This is a genomic window from Allobosea sp. TWI1241 (genome assembly GCF_039673065.1).
Taxonomy (GTDB): domain Bacteria; phylum Pseudomonadota; class Alphaproteobacteria; order Rhizobiales; family Beijerinckiaceae; genus Allobosea.
This window is the reverse complement of record NZ_JBDJKW010000005.1, coordinates 159,252-178,200: the sequence shown is the minus strand read 5'-3', so window position 1 is coordinate 178,200 and position 18,949 is coordinate 159,252. Positions and strand designations below refer to the sequence as shown.

Annotated in this window: 15 protein-coding genes; 9 read left to right on the top strand and 6 right to left on the bottom strand. The window is 70.9% G+C overall.

The window, feature by feature from the left end:
- The first annotated feature begins 265 nt into the window (after positions 1-265).
- From ABE438_RS09040 to ABE438_RS09025, 4 genes are all read left to right on the top strand, one after another.
- Entirely contained in the window at positions 266-3,580 is a 3,315-nt protein-coding gene (locus ABE438_RS09040; RefSeq protein ID WP_346502349.1) for a helicase-related protein, read from the top strand.
- 30 nt (positions 3,581-3,610) lie between these two features.
- Positions 3,611-3,922: an RNA-binding S4 domain-containing protein gene (locus ABE438_RS09035; RefSeq protein WP_346502268.1), complete on the top strand. Its 312-nt coding sequence runs from the start codon at positions 3,611-3,613 to the stop codon at positions 3,920-3,922.
- 154 nt (positions 3,923-4,076) lie between these two features.
- Positions 4,077-4,412 carry a ferredoxin FdxA gene (fdxA, locus tag ABE438_RS09030; RefSeq protein WP_346502267.1) on the top strand — a complete coding sequence of 112 codons (336 nt, stop codon included), beginning with the start codon at positions 4,077-4,079 and terminating at the stop codon, positions 4,410-4,412.
- Positions 4,413-4,818: 406 nt separating this feature from the next.
- Positions 4,819-5,412, top strand: coding sequence for a CarD family transcriptional regulator (locus tag ABE438_RS09025; RefSeq protein ID WP_346502266.1), 594 nt, complete (start codon positions 4,819-4,821; stop codon positions 5,410-5,412).
- 132 nt (positions 5,413-5,544) lie between these two features.
- Here the strand turns inward: ABE438_RS09025 and ABE438_RS09020 are convergent, their stop codons facing one another.
- The 4 genes from ABE438_RS09020 to ABE438_RS09005 form a co-directional block, all read right to left on the bottom strand.
- Complete coding sequence (locus ABE438_RS09020) at positions 5,545-6,969, bottom strand: M48 family metalloprotease (RefSeq protein ID WP_346502265.1); 1,425 nt, start codon at positions 6,967-6,969, stop codon at positions 5,545-5,547.
- Between the two features lie 54 nt (positions 6,970-7,023).
- Entirely contained in the window at positions 7,024-7,824 is an 801-nt protein-coding gene (locus tag ABE438_RS09015; RefSeq protein ID WP_346502264.1) for a hypothetical protein, read from the bottom strand.
- A 150-nt stretch (positions 7,825-7,974) separates the two neighbouring features.
- Positions 7,975-9,090 (bottom strand): type I restriction endonuclease, encoded by a 1,116-nt coding sequence (locus ABE438_RS09010; protein WP_346502263.1) that lies wholly within the window; start codon positions 9,088-9,090, stop codon positions 7,975-7,977.
- 293 nt (positions 9,091-9,383) lie between these two features.
- On the bottom strand, positions 9,384-10,355 hold the full coding sequence (locus ABE438_RS09005; RefSeq protein WP_346502262.1) for an L-threonylcarbamoyladenylate synthase: 972 nt from the start codon (positions 10,353-10,355) through the stop codon (positions 9,384-9,386).
- Positions 10,356-10,516: 161 nt separating this feature from the next.
- Here ABE438_RS09005 and ABE438_RS09000 point away from each other — a divergent pair, with 161 nt between their 5' ends.
- Positions 10,517-12,292 (top strand): acyl-CoA dehydrogenase, encoded by a 1,776-nt coding sequence (locus ABE438_RS09000; RefSeq protein WP_346502261.1) that lies wholly within the window; start codon positions 10,517-10,519, stop codon positions 12,290-12,292.
- A 23-nt stretch (positions 12,293-12,315) separates the two neighbouring features.
- Here the strand turns inward: ABE438_RS09000 and ABE438_RS08995 are convergent, their stop codons facing one another.
- Positions 12,316-13,104, bottom strand: a complete 789-nt coding sequence (locus ABE438_RS08995) for a class I SAM-dependent methyltransferase (RefSeq protein WP_346502260.1) — start codon at positions 13,102-13,104, stop codon at positions 12,316-12,318.
- Between the two features lie 107 nt (positions 13,105-13,211).
- Here ABE438_RS08995 and ABE438_RS08990 point away from each other — a divergent pair, with 107 nt between their 5' ends.
- The 4 genes from ABE438_RS08990 to ABE438_RS08975 all read left to right on the top strand — a co-directional run bounded on the left by ABE438_RS08990 (position 13,212) and on the right by ABE438_RS08975 (position 17,853).
- Positions 13,212-14,057, top strand: coding sequence for an SDR family NAD(P)-dependent oxidoreductase (locus ABE438_RS08990; RefSeq protein WP_346502259.1), 846 nt, complete (start codon positions 13,212-13,214; stop codon positions 14,055-14,057).
- A gap of 34 nt (positions 14,058-14,091) precedes the next feature.
- The gene (locus ABE438_RS08985; protein WP_346502258.1) at positions 14,092-14,952 is read left to right on the top strand and encodes an SDR family oxidoreductase; all 861 of its coding nucleotides are present in this window, start codon (positions 14,092-14,094) and stop codon (positions 14,950-14,952) included.
- Positions 14,953-15,044: 92 nt separating this feature from the next.
- Positions 15,045-16,034: a magnesium transporter CorA family protein gene (locus ABE438_RS08980; protein WP_346502257.1), complete on the top strand. Its 990-nt coding sequence runs from the start codon at positions 15,045-15,047 to the stop codon at positions 16,032-16,034.
- Between the two features lie 40 nt (positions 16,035-16,074).
- Entirely contained in the window at positions 16,075-17,853 is a 1,779-nt protein-coding gene (locus ABE438_RS08975; RefSeq protein ID WP_346502256.1) for an SLC13 family permease, read from the top strand.
- 4 nt (positions 17,854-17,857) lie between these two features.
- On the opposite strand, the gene ABE438_RS08970 is transcribed toward ABE438_RS08975, so the two are convergent.
- Positions 17,858-18,901 (bottom strand): cysteine synthase A, encoded by a 1,044-nt coding sequence (locus ABE438_RS08970; RefSeq protein WP_346502255.1) that lies wholly within the window; start codon positions 18,899-18,901, stop codon positions 17,858-17,860.
- Between the last annotated feature and the right edge of the window lie 48 nt (positions 18,902-18,949).

Genomic DNA, 18,949 nt, shown 5'->3' with positions numbered 1-18,949 from the left:
AAAGCGCCTAGATGAGGGGTAGGGTCCACATCCGGCGCGTGGAGGCGGCGCGGACGGGCCCCGAGGGCCGGCGAGCCGCGGCAGTTCCGCCGCGAACGAAACCGGATTCGTCCCGAGTCAGCGATTCGCCCCCGTTTCGTTCAGGGCTCGTTCCGCTCGTCCCGTCCGGCCGGCGCAGGGTCTCGCGCCGCCGCCGGGGCGTTCCGCCCTGGCGGAGCCCGCCAACCGGGCCCCGCCGCACGCCGCAGGAAGTGCCAGCGTCTTGATCCCGCCCCGCTCCCTTCCGCCCTCTCTCCGCTCGCGCGGCGTGACGGCCGTGCTCGGCCCGACCAATACGGGCAAGACGCATCTCGCCATCGAGCGCATGGTCGCGCATCCCACCGGCATGATCGGCCTGCCGCTGCGGCTGCTGGCGCGCGAGGTCTATGCCCGCGTGGTCGAGCGGGTCGGCCCCGAGGCGGTGGCGCTCGTCACCGGCGAGGAGAAGATCAAGCCGGAGCGGCCGCGCTTCTGGGTCTGCACGGTCGAGGCCATGCCGCGCGACCTCGCGGTCGATTTCGTCGCCATCGACGAGATCCAGCTCGCCGCCGATCTCGACCGCGGCCATGTCTTCACCGACCGGCTGCTCAATCATCGCGGCCGCGCCGAGACCATGCTGATCGGCGCCGGCACGATGAAGCCGCTGATCGAGCAGCTCCTGCCCGGCGCCACGCTGGTCAGCCGGCCGCGCCTGTCGAATCTCTCCTTCGCCGGCGACCGCAAGCTGACCCGGCTGCCGCGCCGCTCGGCCATCGTCGCCTTCTCGGCCGAGGAGGTCTATGCGATCGCCGAGCTGATCCGGCGCCAGAAGGGCGGGGCGGCGGTGGTGCTCGGCGCGCTCAGCCCGCGCACCCGCAACGCCCAGGTCGAGATCTACCAGTCGGGCGACGTCGACTACCTGATCGCCACCGACGCGATCGGCATGGGGCTCAACCTCGACGTCGATCACATCGCCTTCGCCGGCGACAGCAAGTATGACGGTCACCATTACCGCAAGCTACATCCGGCCGAGTTCGGCCAGATCGCCGGGCGCGCCGGCCGCCATCTCCGCGACGGCACCTTCGGCACCAGCGGCCGGGCCGAGCCCTTCGACATCGGCCTGGTCGAGGCGATCGAGGAGCATCGCTTCGCGCCGGTGCGCCAGCTGCAATGGCGCAATTCCGACCTCGACATGCGCTCCGTCGCCGGCCTGCTCGACAGCCTCAACCTCACGCCGCAGGAGCCGGGCCTGACGCGCGCACTGATCGCGGAGGACATGACGACGCTGGAGATCCTGGCTCGCGATCCGGACGTGGCGCGCCTCGCACAGGGGCGCCCGGCCGTGCAGCGGCTCTGGGAGGTCTGCGGCCTGCCGGATTATCGCAAGATCGCGCCGCTGCAGCACGCCGACCTCGCCACCACGCTCTATCTGCGGCTGATGCGCCATGGCCGGCTGGATCCGGACTGGTATGACCGCCAGCTGGCGGTGCTCGACCGCACGGATGGCGAGATCGACACCCTCTCCGCCCGCATCTCGCAGGTGCGCACCTGGACCTATGTGGCGAACCGGCCCGACTGGTTGCCTGATCCGGAGCATTGGCAGGGGGTGGCGCGTCTTGTAGAGGACAAGCTGTCGGACGCGCTGCACGAGCGTCTCGCCAGCCGATTCGTCGATCGGCGTACGAGCGTGCTGATGCGTCGCCTGCGGGAGAATGCGATGTTGGAGGCCGAAGTCACCGCGACGGGCGATGTGCTCGTCGAGGGCCAGCATGTGGGGTTGCTGCAAGGCTTCCGCTTCACTGCCGACCCCAAGGCGGGCGGCCCTGAAGCGAAGGCGCTGAACGCGGCCGCGCTGAAGGCGCTGGCGAGCGAGCTGGAATCGCGCGCCTCGCGCGTCGTGCTGGCCGGCGACGATGCCTTCGTGCTGTCGCATGACGGGCTGATCCGCTGGATCGGCGAGCCCGTCGCGCGCCTCGTCGCGGGCGAGAAGGTTCTGGAGCCGCGCCTGCGCCTGATGGTCGACGATCATCTGCCGGGCCCGGCCCGCGAGCAGATCGAGACCCGTCTCGCGCTCTGGCTGAAGAATCACGTCACGCGCCTGCTCGGCCCGCTCCAGCTGCTGGAGACGGCCGAGACGCTGACCGGCATCGCCCGCGGCATCGCCTATCAGGCGGCCGAGTCGCTCGGCGTGCTGGAGCGCAGCAAGGTCGGCGAGGAGATGAAGACGCTCGAGCAGAACGGCCGCGCCGCCCTGCGCCAGCTCGGCATCCGCTTCGGCGCCTTCCATCTCTACGTGCCGGCCCTGCTGAAGCCGGCGCCGCGCGCCCTGGCCGCCCAGCTCTGGGCGCTCAAGGAGGCCGGTCCCGAGACCGGTGGCCTGGACGACATCGCGCATCTGGCGGCGTCCGGCCGCACCTCCTTCCCCGCCGACAAGGCGGTGCCCAAGGGGCTCTATCGCGCCGCGGGCTATCGCGTCTGCGGCGAGCGCGCCGTGCGCGTCGATATCCTCGAGCGCCTGGCCGACCTGATTCGCCCGGCGATCGCCTATCGCCCCGGCGTCACCGCCGGCCAGCCCCCGGCCGGCGCCGCCGACCAGGACGGCTTCGTCGCCACCGGCGCGATGACCTCGCTCGTCGGCTGCGCGGGCGAGGACTTCGCCTCGATCCTGCGTTCGCTCGGCTATGTCTCGCAGAAGCGTCCCGGCCCGGCGATCACCGTGCCGCTGCTCGCCGCCGCGAGCCAGGAGCCCGTCGTGGCGACGCCCGCCGCCGATCCGAACGCGCCTGCCGACGCGGCGGAGCGTGTCGAGGCGCTGAACGCCGATGCGCCCGAGAGCGCGGAGGCCGCCCCTGCGGAGGCCGAGGCCGCTCCCGCCGCCGAGACCGCCGAAGTGCCGGTGCTGACCGCGCCGGAGCTTGCCGAGCAGGCCGAGGCCGCTCCGGCCGAAACCGTCGCGCCCGAGGCCGAGCCTGCCGCTGACGCGCCCGAATCTGCTGAAGTCGCTGCATCTGAAGCGTCCGGCGAGGCCGAATCTCTCGATGCCGCCGCCTCCGACGTGGCTGCCGAGGCCGTCGCCGAGCCGGCGGAGCCGGCCGCGCCCGAGGAGGTCGAGATCTGGCGGCCGCATCGCCATCAGGGCGGGCGTCGTCCCGAGCAGGGCCAGCGGGGCCGCCGTCCCGATCGCCGTGGCGCGCCGGCCGGCCAGGGGGGAGCCGAGGGCGGCGACGCCCAGAAGCAGGGTGGCCGCAACCGTCGCCATGACGGCGGACGCCCGGGCCAGCGCCCGGCGGCCGCACAAGACGGCGCCGGCGGCCAGCCGCGTGAGCCGCGTGCCGAGGGTGGCGGACGTCCCGAGCGCGGGCCGCGGCCCGAATTCCGGCGCGAGCGCGATCGCAACCGGCCCGAAGGCGGCAGCCGCCGCGAGGACCGCGGCCGCGAGCAGCGCTTCCAGCAGCCGCAGCGCCCGCGTCCGGCCGAGCGCCAGCCCGATCCCGATTCGCCCTTCGCCAAGCTGCTCGCCCTCAAGGCGCAGCTCGAGGGGCCGGACGGGCGCAAGGGCTGAGCGGCGTCGGGCGGGACGGGGACCGAGCGCTTGCGCGAGGACCGGCAGCGCCTCGACAAATGGCTCTGGTTCGCGCGTTTCGCGCGGACGCGCTCCGCGGCCGTGCGGCTGGTGGAGGAGGGGCATGTCCGCCTGGCGGGCCGCCGCCTCCTCAACCCCGCCCACGGGCTCAAGCCAGGCGACGTACTGACGCTGGCCCTGCCGCATGCGACCCTGGTGGTGCGGCTCGTCGCCTTTGCCGAGCGCCGCGGCTCCTATGAGCAGGCGCAGGCGCTCTACGAGGTTCTTGAGGGGCCGGGGCGCGGCGATGCGTCGCTTGCACCGTTCGACCCGACCGGATAGAGCGCTTGGCCTGCGCGATCCGCACCGGCCTGCCTGAGGCAGCCCGCCCGTCGCGTACCGGCGGGCCCGTCGCCCGTCGCGGCCGGCCGCGAGCCTTGAACCCCGCCCCCGGCGGTTCTAAGGAGTTGGCCGCCCGATCGGAAGGACAGCGCCCATGACCTATGTGGTCACCGAGAACTGCATCAAGTGCAAGTACATGGACTGCGTCGAAGTCTGTCCGGTGGACTGCTTCTACGAGGGCGAGAACTTCCTGGTCATCCATCCGGACGAATGCATCGACTGCGGCGTCTGCGAGCCGGAATGCCCGGCCGAGGCGATCAAGCCGGATACCGAGCCGGGCCTCGATTCCTGGCTGCAGCTGAATGCGAAATTCGCGTCGAGCTGGCCCAACATCACCCAGAAGAAGGAGTCGCCCGCCGACGCCAAGGCGTTCGACGGCGTGCCCGGCAAGCTGGCCATGCTGTCGCCGGAGCCGGGCGAGGGCGACTGAGCCCGCGCGAGGCCGCCGCACCGCCGCCTCACCCTGCGTCAGAGCGCTCGCGGAACCCTGCCGGAAACCTCCGGCGGGGGTGTCGTTTTTCGTTTACCTTTGATTCGGCGCGGTTTTTGTGATATCCACAAGCCACAGTCGAGCCCATTCCGCATGCCCCTGCGCGTTTGACACAAACGGGGCACCTCCAGCGACGAAGTCACCGAAGGCGGCCGGACAGAACATCCGGACCCTGCCCTCGTTTCGTCGCCCGGATGCATGAGACGGGAAGACTGCGGGAGCGTGTCGCGCTCCGCGGACGGCAGAAGCCGCCGGCGGACGCGTCAGGCAGAGGGTCGCCGGCCATCCGGCCTGCGGCTGCAAGTGGCGTCTCCGCTTCGGCGGAACGATCAGGAGTCGAAACGGCATGACCACCGCGAAGAAAGCTGCTGCGCGCCTGGGCTTCAAGACGGGCGAGTTCGTCGTCTATCCGTCCCATGGCGTGGGCCAGATCACGGCGATCGAGGAGCAGGAGGTCGCGGGCTTCAAACTCGAGCTCTTCGTGGTCAGCTTCGCCAAGGACAAGATGACGCTGCGCGTGCCGACCTCGAAGGCGGCCAGCGTCGGTCTGCGCAAGCTCGCCGACACCGATATCGTCGGCAAGGCGCTCTCGACCCTCACCGGCCGCGCCCGCGTCAAGCGCACCATGTGGTCGCGCCGCGCCCAGGAATACGAGGCGAAGATCAATTCCGGCGATCTGGTCGCCATCGCCGAGGTCGTGCGCGATCTCTACCGCTCCGAGGCCCAGCCCGAGCAGTCCTACTCCGAGCGCCAGCTCTACGAGGCCGCGATCGATCGCATGACCCGCGAGATCGCCGCGGTGGACGAGATCACCGAGACCGAGGCGCTCAAGAAGATCGAGGGCCAGCTCGCCAAGTCGCCGCGTCGCGCCGGCAAGGGCGAAGCCGCCGCCGAGGCCGAAGCCGAGGGCGACGAGGACCTGCAGGAAGAGGCGGCCTGAGCGCCGCGCTCCACCAAGGTCCTGCACAGGACGATAAAAGACCCGGCGGAGCGGTCCGCCGGGTTTTTGCGTTTCAGGTGCGGTTTTCGCGTTCCGGGGACCGGGATGCTGCGCCGCGAGGGCGCGGAGAGGTCACTCGCTGACGATCTTGTACTGCGCGCCCGGCGTCAGCCTGGCGCCGCGCTCCAGCCCGTTCAGGATCAGGAACTGCTCCTGCGCGCGGTCCTGCACCGCCATGCGGGCGGCCATGGTCGCCGGCGTGTCGCCGGCGCCGGCCGTGACGATGCGCAGTTGTGGCGCGCGCACGGCCTGCGCCTCGCCGGGAGCGAGCGTGCGGAAACTGTCGAGCACGGCGCGCATCGCCCGTTCCGGGTCGCTGCGGCCCTTGGCGGCGAGGATGAAGCGGTAGACGCGCGGACCGGCCTGCACCGCCGCGAGGCGGAAGCGCCAGTCCGTGCCCTGGCCGCTGGTCACGGCGGCGGGCAGGCCGGCGACCGTCAGGCTCTGCACCGCATCCGTGGTGACGCCGTCGATCCAGCCCGAGGCGACATAGGATTCCAGCGTCTGCCCGGCCCGCAGCGCCACCGAATCGAAGCGCAGCGCCTGGGCGCCGTCGGCACTGACGCCGACCACCATCTCGCGCGCCGCCTCGAGCTCGAAGCCGTCTGGCGCGGAGAAGGCGATGCGCAGCGCGCTGTTGATGTAGCGGCGGCCGCGCACGATGCCGTCGGCCGGATCGTCGCCGAAGGCGAGCCCATCGATCGCCGCCAGCCATTGCGCGGCATCGCGCTCGCCGATGCCCGGCGCGCCGATCTGGCGTGCTGCGCCGAGCACGGCGGCGATGCGCTCCGGCGTCGAGGGATGGCTCGACAGCATGTCGAGCTTGCGGTCGCTCTCGCTTTGGCGCCCGGCCCGGAAGGCGGTGTTGCGGCCGAGCGAGGCGAGGAAGCGCCCGGCGCCATAGGGATCGTAGCCGGCGCGCGAGATATTGCGCACGCTGATCTGGTCGGCCGCGAACTCCTGCTGCCGCGAGAAGCGGGCCAGCGAGAGCTTGGAGCGCGCCTGTACCGCCGCGCCCGTCGCCGGGTCGTTCAGGACCTGCGACACCACCTGGCTGACCAGGGCGGTCTCCAGCTCCATCTCGGCGCGCTCGCTGGCGTGCCGGTCGGTGACATGGGCGATCTCGTGCGCCATCACGGACGCGATCTCGGAGGTGTCGTTGGCCAGCGCCAGCAGGCCGCGCGTCACATAGAGCCGGCCGTTCGGCAGGGCGAAGGCGTTGACGATCGGCGAGTTGAGGATGGTGATCTCATAGGCGCCCATGCGCCCCTCGCTCGCCTTGGCGAGGCGGACGACGATCGCGTCCAGCGCCGCGCGGGTCTTCGGCGCGCGGTACTCGCCGCCGAAGGCCTGCAGCAGCCGCTCGTGCTCGCGGTCGGCCGTGCGCTGCACGGCGGCGACGCGCGGCGCGGTCTCGCCGCCCGGCTGGCTGAGCGGCGACAGCAGGGAGCTCTGGTCGCCGGAGCAGCCGCCGAGCAGCAGGGCCGGCAGCGCCATGGCGGCCAGAAAGCGGGCCCGGCTCCGTCGATGTCGCTGCGTTGCCTGCATGGTCTAGTCGATCATCTCCAGGGCGCCGCGGGCGTGGATGGCGACGAGCAGCCCGTCGCGCCCCTCGACCACGCCGCGGGCGCGGACGCGTTTACCCGCCAGCCCGGACGCGGTCCAGCCATCACGCTGCAATTCCCGCCACAGCACCGACTGCAGGATGAGGCTGCCGCCGGCGCCGCGCCGTCGCTCGAAATTCAGATAGGTCCGTCGCGTCCGTTCAGCCACCGTCGCGATTCTGCCCTCGACCGTCACGATGCGTCCCGCGTGCCTTCGCATCGCGGCGGGATCATGGCCGTCCACGACGGCGAAGGCGAGGGGCTTTTCCTCACGCCCGGTCGCGGCCCCCGCCACGGGTGCGTGCGCGCGGGCCGCGGCCTCGCGCCAGAGCCGGTTGCAGCCGGGTTGGCCGGGCTCCGGCAGATGCTGGGCCGCCCCCGCTGCGAGCAGCGCTACGGCGAGATCCTGCGCAGCCTCGCCCTCGCGCTCGGGCGGCACCAGCCGGGCCGGCAGGCGCCCCCAGCGATCGGGCGCGCCGAGTACGGCGAGGCGGAAGCGCTTGCCGCGATGGCCGGTAAGTCCGCTGGTGAAGCGGTCGCGCTCGGCCGCGTCCTGCCGGGGCGCCAGCCCCGCCAGGGCCAGCACGCGCCCATCGGCCAGCAAAAGGTCGCCATGGCGGTCGGCGCCGGCCAGAACCACCGCCTCGGCCGCCTCCGGCACCGGGCAGTCCTCCTCGGCGGCACGCGCCGTCCCCGCCGCGACGAGGGCGGCGAGCAAGAGCAGGCTGGCGCGAAAGGCGATCCGCATCGGCGCATGCTAGCGCATCGCCCGCCGAAATCGACAAGCGAGCATTAGCGCGTCGGCAAGGCCCGCCCTTCACTGCGGATCAACGCGCCGCGACGCCCTTCCCCGAACGCCGCTTGCCGTGCGCCCTGGGCCTGTGCGGATCCGCCCCGATCAGAAGTCGGCGATCCGTCGCTCGAAGAGAGCGAGCAGTCTTGCTCCGAGTTCGGACAGCTCCGAGACCGCTGCGATGTCGCCGCCGTCGATGAGACTGTAGCGGATCGCCGAGTCTCGCCCTTCGAAGATATCGATGAGCCGGCCTTTCCGCTCCTGCTTGTAAAAGACGACCATCTTGCCCTGGTAGTCGCGGAAGCGAATGTCCGACACCGCCTCGAACAGGACGCGATTGCCGGACGAGAGGAAGGCCAGGAGACGCCGTACGCTCTCGAACGCGGCGAGCTCTGCTTCGGTCGTCACGATCTGCGGCTGCGGAGCGACGGGGGCTGCCGGCACGGTATCCGGCGTATTTTCAGCCCGCGCCGCAGGCTTGAGCGCGGGCGCCGGGATGTCGAGACGCTTGAGCACGTTGGATGTGAAGACATCGTTGAAAGCCGCCTTGGCGATCGCCTTGTAGCCGTCCATGGCGTTCGCGCGAACGTGCTTGATGTCGTTTTCCTTGAGCAGAAAGCGCGTGAAGTCGATGGACGGATCGGAAAATTGGGCCGAGAGGTAGTCGTAGAAGGCCTTGTGGGTCAGGCTTCGTCGCGCATTCTCGGAAATGGTCTCAGGGTCGAAGCGCTGTTTCGAAAGCGCATAGAGGCCTTCGATCTCGGTGTCGGAAATCTGCGCCTTGCTGATCTTGTCGAAGTCGATGACCAGAAATGGATCGTCGTCCATCATGTTCGGCTGCTCGGAGTCGACGAAGAACTCGTAGAGGATTCCGTCTGTCAGGATGCCGAGTTTGACGGTCTTGGCGGCATTGAAATAGCTTTTCAGCTGTCCGCGGTCGTCGCGGCGACCATTCCCCATATTCTTGCACTCGATGGCGATGACGGGGATGAGGTCTTTCAGGATAGCGTAGTCGACCCGGTTTCGGTATTTTTCGGAGAAGTCTGCCGCATGCTCTGCCGCGACTTCTGTCGGGTCTCTGTCGTCATAGCCGAGGAGCGCGATGAACGGCAGGACGAGCGCGACCTTCGTCGCCTCCTCGTTCTTGATGTGATCGCGGATGCGTTGAACGCGTTCGGCATAGGACACGAGTTTTTCGCGAAACTCGTTGATCGTCGCCATCGTGACATCCCCCCGGATACTGTTCCGGCGAGCATAGCAATCCGCAGGATGAATTCTCAACCGCTCTTCCCACCAAATCGGAGCGTGCGACTTTGCGTCATTCAACAGGTGGTTCGGCCGGATCCAACGAAATACTTGTTCCGCCGAAGCAGGCGCGCCTGAGGAATACTCTTCGTTATCGGCCGGCGACGACACACGCGTTGAAGGCCCGAAGTCTCTCAGGCACCTGCTTCGGAGGGCATCGTCGCCGCTTCGCGCGAGGGAGTTCGTTTCGCTGCGCGGCGGTCTCGCCCTTACCGCGGGGCGGCGGCGCGGCGGAGGCGGTCGTTGATTGCGTCGCCCAGGCCGCTGGCGGGAATGGGGGCGACGGCGATGACCTGCGGGGCGCCGTCGTCGAGGGCGCGCATGAAGGCGAAGAGGTTGGCGGCGGCTTCGGCGAGATCGCCCGCGGGGCTGAGATTGCGCGCCAGCGCCGGCAGGGGCGCGCCGGCGGGCTCGGGGCCGAAGCCCAGCCAAGCCTCGCCGGGCAGGGGCGCTGCGGCGTCGATGCGCATATGGGCCTCCGGCGCGTAATGCGAGGCGAGCAGGCCCGGCGCGATCGGCGCGGCGCCGCCCTCCTCGTCGACGGCGAGCGGCCGGCCGAGCACCGCTTCCAGCGCCGAGCGGGGTACGCCGCCATGGCGCAGCAGGCGCGGGCCGTCGGCGAGGCAGGCGACGATGGTCGATTCCACCCCGATCGCCGTTGGCCCGGCGTCGAGCACCGCGTCGATGCGGCCGTCGAGGTCGGCCAGGACGTGCTGTGCACTGGTCGGGCTGATGCGGCCCGAGCGGTTGGCCGACGGGGCGGCGACGGGCCGCCCGGTCGCGGCGAGCACGGCCTGCGCCACTGGGTGGGCTGGCACGCGCAGCGCCAGCGTCTCGAGCCCGGCACGTGCCAGCTCGCTGACGCTGCACGCCGCCGAGATAGGCACGACCAGCGTCAGCGGCCCCGGCCAGAAGGCCTGCGCCAGCGCCTGCGCGTCGGCGTCGAAACGGCCCTCGCGCAGCGCGCTCTCGGTGTCGGGAAGATGGGCGATCAGCGGGTTGAAATGCGGCCGGCCCTTGGCCTCGTAGATGGCGGCGACGGCGCGGCCGTCGGTCGCGTCGGCGGCGAGCCCGTAGACGGTCTCGGTCGGCAGGCCGACCAGGCCGCCTTCGCGCAGCAGCGCGGCGGCCTCGGCGATCGCCGCCGCGTCGGCGCCGAGCAGGCGGGTGTGGCGCGGCATCGTCAGGCTCGCTCTTGATTGTTCATATGTGAACTCTCAAACTGCCCAGGCGGCATGCGTCCTAGGGTGCATGGCGAAGCGCATAGTTCGTCGTTAACATCGCCGTCAAACGCAGCCATGCCTGAAGCCCGCGATTTCGCGGGTGTCGAGTGGAGACCGCCATGTCGTATCGCGCCCCCGTCGAGGACATTCTCGCCACCATGCGCCATGTCGCGGGGCTCGACGCGCTGATCGAGGACGGGCTGACGCCCGAGCTCGCCGACGGCGTCACCGAGGCGGTGGTCGAGGAGGCGGCGAAGTTCGCCGGCGACGTGCTGGCGCCGCTCAACGCGATCGGCGACCGGCACGGCTCGGCCCTGAAGGACGGTGTCGTCGTCACGCCGCCGGGCTGGAAGGAGGCCTATCACGCCTGGGCCGAGGGCGGCTGGAACGCGCTGCCGGCGCCTGAGGCCTATGGCGGGCAGGGCCTGCCGACGCTGGTGCAATCGGCCTGCACCGAGATGTGGAACTCGGCCGCCTTCGCCTTCGCGCTCGGCCCGCTGCTGACGGTCGGCGCCATCGAGGCGCTCAACGCCCATGGCTCGGATTATCTCAAGCAGACCTATCTCGCCCGCCTCGTCTCCGGCGAGTGGATGGGCACGATGAACCTGACCGAGCCGCAGGCCGGCTCCGACCTCAACGCGCTGCGCGCCAAGGCCGAGCGCACCGGCGACGGCACCTACCGCATCTCCGGCCAGAAGATCTTCATCACCTATGGCGATCACGAGATGACGGAGAACATCGTCCATCTCGTGCTGGCGCGCCTGCCCGAGGCGCCGGCCGGCACGCGCGGCATCTCGCTCTTCCTCGTGCCGAAATATCTGGTGAACGCCGACGGCTCGCTCGGCGCCCGCAACGACGTGCGCTGCACCGGCGTCGAGCACAAGCTCGGCATCCACGCCTCGCCGACCTGCGCGATGAGCTATGGCGACGAGGGCGGCGCGATCGGCTGGCTGATCGGCGAGGAGAATCGCGGCCTCGCCTGCATGTTCACCATGATGAACAACGCCCGCCTCAACGTCGCGGTGCAGGGCGTCGCCATCGCCGAGCGCGCCTATCAGCAGGCGCTCGCCTTCGCGCAGGAGCGCAGGCAGGGCACGGCGCTCGATGCGCCCAAGGGCGCCGCCATGAGCCCGATCATCGTGCATCCCGACATCCGCCGCATGCTGATGGAGATGCGCGCCAAGACCCAAGGTGCGCGTGCCCTGACCATGCTGCTCGCCGCCAGCCTCGACCGGGCCCATCGCGAGAGCGACGAGGGCCGGCGCAAGGCGGCCTCCGAGCGCGCCGCGATCCTGACGCCGGTCGCCAAGGCCTATGCCACCGATATCGGCGTCGAGGTCGCCTCCACCGGCGTGCAGGTCCATGGCGGCATGGGCTATGTCGAGGAGACCGGCGCCGCCCAGCATCTGCGCGACGCCCGCATCGCCCCGATCTACGAGGGCACCAATGGCATCCAGGCCATCGACCTCGTGCTGCGCAAGCTGCCGCTTTCCGGCGGTGCCGCGGTCGCCGCGCTGATCGGCGAGATGCGCGAGGCCGTCGAGGCGCTGCGCGAGTCCAATACGCCGGGCTTCGGCCATGCCGCCGACAGGCTGGGCGCGGCGGTCGACGCGCTGGAGCGCGCGACACAGTGGATGCTGAAGACCATGGGCGCTGACCAGGCGAGCGTGCTCGCCGGCGCGACGCCCTATCTCAAGCTGTTCGCGCTGGCGCAGGGCGGCACCGGGCTGGCCCGCAAGGCGCTCGGCCTGCGCGGCGAGGGCGAGGCTGCGGCCGCGATCGCCACCGCGCGCTTCTATGCCGAGCATCTCGCCACCGAGGCGCCGGCGCTGGAGCTGGCGGTCACCGAGGGGGCGGGCGCCGTCGCCGACGCCGCGGCGGTCTTCGCCGCGTGAGCCGCCGGGCCGCGCCCGCTCGGTCAGGCCGGCTTGCGTACCCTGACGTGCAGGAACAGCGGCGCCACGCGCGTGTCGTCGAGATAGGGCAGGCGCCGCGCCGTCTCGGCGTCGCAGCCCGGTTCGTGCAGGTGCTCGATGACGAAGCCGGCGGCGATCAGCAGGTTGAGCCAGGCGCTGAGCGTGCGGTGGAAGCGCGGCACGCGGAAGGGCGCCACGCGCGCCTTCTCCTCGGCCGGCGCCGCGCCGAAGCGCCAAGTCTCGACCTCGCCATCCGTCAGGTCGAAATAGGCGCGCACCTCGATGGCGGTGGTGCGGCCCTCGGCATCGCGCACCACCTGTCGCCCGGGCGTGGCGAAGCAGGGATGCAGGATCGAGAACTGCAGGAAGCCGCCGGGCTTCAGCACGCGCAGCGCTTCGGACACGGCGCGCTCGGGCCCGGGAACGTCCATCAGCGACATGAAGGCGGTGGCGAAATCGAAGTGTGCCGCGGGGAAGGGCAGCGCCATCGCGTCCGCGACCTGGTAGGCGATGCCGAGCGGCTGCGCCTCCTCGGCCTCCCGCGCATGGCGGATGAAGGTCGGCGCCACGTCGATCGCGCTCATCCGGGCGCCGGCCTGCGCCAGCTTGCGGGTGTTGCCGCCTTCGCCGCAGCCGATGTCGAGGCCTTCCAGCCCGGCGACCGGCGGCAGATGGGCGAAGAAGGCGGGCGTGTTCTGGGCGTCCCTGTACAGGTCGTAGCCGGCGCGCGCATGGCGCGTCCACACCTCGGCATTGGCCTCCCAGCAGGCCGCGACGTCGTTGGCGTCCATCGTCTTTCTCCGGTTGCGGGGGACGGGGCTTCTAGCGCGGGCCGCTGCCGCGCGGAACCCCCGAAGCGACCTCGTGGCGACCGCCGTGGCCGGCCGGGCGGGCGACCATGACCGAACCTGCGCTTTCGGGCCGCGTCTGCCTCGTCGCCGGTGCCTCGCGCGGTGTCGGGCGCGGCGTGGCGCGGGCGCTGGGCGAAGCGGGCGCGACGGTGATCGTCAGCGGCCGCTCCAGCGAGGCCGGGCCGCGCACCGAGCAGCGCCTGGAGAGCATCGAGGATGCGGCGCGCGAGGTCGAGGCCGCCGGCGGCTCGGGCCATCCCTATCGCTGCGACCACACCAGCGAGCGCGAGGTCGACCAGCTCACCGCCTGGGCGCTCAGGCGCTTCGGCCGGCTCGACTGCGTGGTCTGCGCCGTCTGGGGCGGCAATGAGGGCTATGACGGCGAGCGCTATCGCGACGGCTCCGGCTTCGGCACGCCGTTCTGGCGGCGCCCCGCCGCGCGCTTCGGCACGGTGCACGAGAGCGGCGTCTATGCGCAGCTGCTGCTGGCCCGCTCGGTCGCGCCGGCCATGGTGCGGCTCGGCGCTGGGCTGTTCGTCACGCTCGGCTTCGACACGCAGGAAGGCTATCTCGGCGACGTCTTCTACGATCTCGCCAAGGCCGCGGCGAACCGGCTGACGCTCGCCATGGCGGCGGAACTCTCGCCGCATGGCGTCACGGCGCTCGGCCTGTCGCCGGGCCATGTCCTGACCGAGCGCGTCCGCGAGGCGGGGCTCGCCGACCTCGCCACCGAGACGCCGCTCTATGCCGGGCGCGCGGTCGCGGCGCTGGCCGCCGATCCGCAGGTGGCGCGCCATGCCGGGCAGGTGCTGGCGGTCGCCGATCTGGCGCGGCTCTACGGCTTCACCGATGCGGACGGATCCCGGCCCGGGCGCTTCGCGCTGCACGGCTGAGGGGCCAAAAGGACACAACAGGGAGGAGACCACCATGTCGCTCAAGGGCAAGACGCTCTTCATCACCGGCGGCTCGCGCGGGATCGGGCTCGCCATCGCGGTGCGTGCCGCCCGCGACGGCGCCAACGTCACCATCGCCGCCAAGACGGCCGAGCCGCATCCCAAGCTCGAGGGGACGATCTACACCGCCGCCGCCGAGATCGAGGCGGCTGGCGGACAATGCCTGCCGCTGGTCGTCGACGTGCGCGAGGAGCAGAGCGTCGCCGAGGCGATCGCCAGGACGGCGGAGACCTTCGGCGGCATCGACATCGTCGTGAACAACGCCAGCGCGATCTCGCTGACCAACACGCAGACGACCGACATGAAGCGCTTCGATCTGATGCAGCAGATCAACACGCGCGGCACCTTCATGGTCTCGAAATACGCCATCCCGCATCTCGAGAAGGCGCAGAACCCGCATATCCTGATGCTGTCGCCGCCGCTCGACATGAAGACGCGCTGGTTCGCGCCGCATCTGGCCTACAGCATCGCGAAATATGGCATGAGCCTGTGCGTGCTCGGCCTGTCCGGCGAGCTCGCGCCGAAGGGCATCGCGGTCAACGCGCTCTGGCCGCGCAGCACGGTCGCGACGGCGGCGGTGCGCAACCTGCTCGGCGGCGAGAAGATGGTGCAGGCCAGCCGCACGCCGCAGATGCTGGCCGAGGCCGCCCGGATGGTCTTCAACAAGCCCGCCCGCGCCTTCTCGGGCCAGTTCCTGATCGACGACAGCTTCATGGCCGGCGAGGGCGTCACCGACTTCACGCCCTACCGCGTCGACCCGTCGGTGCCGCTGATGCCGGATTTCTTCGTGCCGGAGGACGATCTGCCGCCGCAGGGCGTCAAGGGCGGCTTCTAGTCCCCGTCGCCATGGCGGGACGGCGCCGGAGGGTTTGACAGCGCGCGCCGCTTCGGCGTTTTTGTGCGCGCTGCCGCCGGAACGGGACCGCCATGCTGCTGATTCACCGGATCTGCCCCGAGCATGGAGACCGGCTCGCCCATGGCGGCCTCGCAGCCGACGCGCCCATCCCCGAGGGCGCGATCTGGATCGACCTCGTCGCGCCGACGCCCGAGGAGGACGCCAAGATCGAGGCGCATCTCGGCATCGCCATCCCGACGCGGGAGGAGATGCGCGACCTCGAGCCCTCGGAGCTGATCTACACCGAGGGCGGCGCCCATTACATGACGGCGCGGGTGATCTGCCAGTCGGACACCATCGTGCCCAAGCTCGCCGACGTCACCTTCATCCTGACGCCGCAGGCGCTGGTCACGGTGCGCTATGACGAGCCGGGCGCCTTCCGCATTTTCGCCAACCGCGCCGCCAAGCCCGGCGGCTGCGGGCTGGTGCCGCAGGCGGTGATCGCCGGGCTGATCGAGGCGATCGGCGACCGTGCGGCCGAGGTGCTGCGCGGCGTCGGCGACGAGATCGACACCGCCTCGCGCCGGCTCTTCGCCGGCCGCGCCCGCGATGTCGAGCAGGGCGGCGCCTATCAGGGCGTGATCCAGCGCATCGGCCAGCACGAGCACATCATCTCCAATGTGCGCGAGAGCATGGTCTCGGTCGAGCGGGTGCTGCTGTTCCTGTCGGCCGCCTATCCCAAGCCGAAGAAGCCGGAGGCCGGCGCCGTCGCCGAATGGCGCGTGGCGCTGCGCGACGTGCAGGCGATCGAGCAGCATGCGGCCTTCCTCTCCAACAAGCTGCAGTTCATGCTCGACGCCACGCTCGGCCTCGTCAGCATCGAGCAGAACAAGATCATCAAGCTTTTCTCGGTCGTCTCGGTGGCGCTGATGCCGCCGACCCTGATCGCCTCGATCTACGGCATGAACTTCAAGGCGATGCCGGAGTTGGACTGGAGCCTCGGCTACCCGATGGCGCTCGGGCTGATGGTGCTGTGTGCGGTGCTTCCCTATCTGTTCTTCAGATGGAAGAAGTGGCTGTAGGCGGGGCGCGGCCGGCCATGCTTGCGACGAACGGGCTTCCATGACGCTTCCCCAGATCCTCTCCTGCGCTCTGGTCTGCGCCATGATGGGCGCCTTTCTCTGGGGCAGGCTGCGCTACGACGTGGTGGCGCTGATCTCGCTGCTGGTCGGTATCGTCATCGGCGTCATCCCGGCGCAGGACGCCTTCAAGGGCTTCTCCGACGACATCGTCATCATCGTCGCCAGCGCGCTGATCGTCAGCGCCGCGGTGGCGCGCTCGGGCCTGGTCGAGAGCGCGCTGGGACGCATCGCGCCCTCGCTGCGCTCGACTCAGCTCCAGGTCACCGTGCTGGTCTTCACCGTCGCGATCATGTCGGCGATCATCAAGAACATCGGCGCGCTGGCGATGATGCTGCCGATCGCCTACCAGCTGGCGCGCCGCGACGGGAAGTCGCCCTCCGTCTTCCTGATGCCGATGGCCTTCGCCTCGCTGCTCGGCGGCATCGTCACCCTGGTCGGCACCTCGCCCAACGTCATCGTCTCGCGCGTTCGGCAGGAGCTCGGCGGCGAGCCCTTCGCCATGTTCGACTTCACGCCGGTGGGCATCGGCATCGCGGTGGCGGGCTGCCTCTTCCTCGGCGTCGCCTATCGCCTGCTGCCCAAGGATCGCCAGGGCGCCCGCTCGCTCGACGAGGCGCTCGACATCAAGGACTACGTCACCGAGGCCCGCATCCCGGAGAAGGCGCCGGTCTCGGGCCGCACCGTCGCCGGGCTGAAGAAGCTGGTCGACGGGGGCGTCGAGGTCGTCGCCATCATGCGCTCGGGCGAGCGCCGCCGTGCGCCCCTGCCGGACGCCAGCCTGCATGCCGGCGACCTGCTGCAGCTGCGCGGCGACCCGAAGGCGCTGGAGCGCGTCGTTGCCGAGGGCGGGCTCGAACTCGTCGGCCAGGACCGGCCGATCGAGGCCGAGGGCTCGATCGATCCCGTCCGCACCGGCGAGGCCATCGTCACCCAGGGCTCGATCCTCGAGGGCGCCAGCGCGGCCGAGATCGATCTGCACGCCCGCTATCGCGTCAACCTGCTCGGCATCAGCCGCGCCGGCGAGCGCTTCACCGAGCGCCTGCGCGATATCCGCCTGCGGGCCGGCGACGTGGTGCTGCTGCGTGGCGACGAGGCCTCGCTGCCGGAGCGCCTGCGCGAACTCGGCCTGCTGCCGCTCGCCTCGCGCAGCCTGGCGCTGGGCAGCACGCGCCGGCGGCTGATCACCGGCACCATCGTCGTCGCGACGGTCGCCGTGGTGGCGCTCGGCCTCGTGCCGGTGGCGATCGCCTTCTTCGCGGCAGCCGTCCTGCTGCTGGCGACGCGGGCGCTGTCTCTGCGCGACGCCTACGAATCCGTCGAGGCGCCGATCCTCGTCATGCTGGCGGCGCTGATCCCGGTCTCGGACAGCCTGCGGGCGACCGGCACCACCGATCTCTTCGCCGGCTGGCTGGCGCAGGCGGGCGCCGGGCTGCCGGGCTGGGGCGCGGTCGGGTTGATCCTGATCGCCGCCATGGCAGTGACGCCCTTCCTCAACAACGCGGCGACGGTGCTGGTGATGGCGCCGATCGGCGCCGGCTTCGCCACATCGCTCGGCTACCGGCCGGACGCCTTCCTGATGGCGGTGGCGATCGGCGCGGCCTGCGATTTCCTCACGCCGATCGGTCACCAGTGCAACACGCTGGTGATGGGCCCCGGCGGCTATCGCTTCGGCGATTATGCCCGGCTGGGCGCGCCGCTCTCGCTGCTGGTGATCCTGCTCGCGGTGCCGCTGATCCTCTGGGTCTGGCCGCTACGCTGAAGGCTCAGCCGAGCACGCGCGCCATCACCGCGTCGAGCCCGCCCTTGCGCTCCAGCCAGCCCGGCACCGGCAGGTTGCGCGCCCGGAGGAAGGCGGGGTCGAACAGCTTCGACTGATAGCGCGTGCCGGAATCGCACAGGATGGTCACGACCGTGTGGCCGGGGCCGAGCTCGCGCGCCAGCCGGATCGCGCCGGCGACGTTGACGCCGGACGAGCCGCCGACGCAGAGGCCTTCCTCCTCCAGCAGCCCGAACACGATCGGTAGCGCTTCCTCGTCCGGGATGCGGAAGGCGGTGTCGATCGGCGCGCCGGCGATATTGGCGGTGATCCGGCCCTGGCCGATGCCCTCGGTGATCGAGGAGCCTTCCGACTTCAGCTCGCCGGTGGTCACCCAGGAATAGAGCGCCGCGCCCATCGGATCGGCCAGCCCGATGCGGATCGACGGGTCGAACCCCTTCAGCGCCATGGCCGTGCCGGCGAGCGTGCCGCCGGTGCCGACCGCGCAGACGAAGCCGTTGATCCGGCCGCCGGTCTGGGCCCAGATCTCCGGCCCGGTGGTCTCGGCATGGGCCTGCCGGTTGGCGACATTGTCGAACTGGTTGGCCCAGACGGCGCCGTTCGGCTCGCTGGCCGCCAGCTCCTCGGCGAGGCGGCCGGAGACCTTCACATAATTGTTGGGATTGGCGTAGGGCACGGCCGGCACCTCGACCAGCGTCGCGCCGGCCAGCCGCAGCATGTCCTTCTTCTCCTGCGACTGCGTCTCGGGGATCACGATCACGCTGCGATAACCGAGCGCGTTGCCGACCAGCGCCAGCCCGATGCCGGTATTGCCGGCGGTGCCCTCGACGATCACGCCGCCGGGCTCCAGCGCGCCGCGGCGCTCGGCGTCGCGGATGATGCCGAGCGCCGCCCGGTCCTTGACCGACTGGCCCGGATTCATGAACTCCGCCTTGGCGAGGATGGTGCAGCCGGTCTCGCGGGAGGCGCGCTCCAGGCGGATCAGCGGTGTCTGCCCGATGGCCTCGACGACGCCGTTGCGGATTGTCATGCTGCTGCTCCTGCGGCCTTCGGGCCGCCCGCCTTGCCGGGCCGCCAT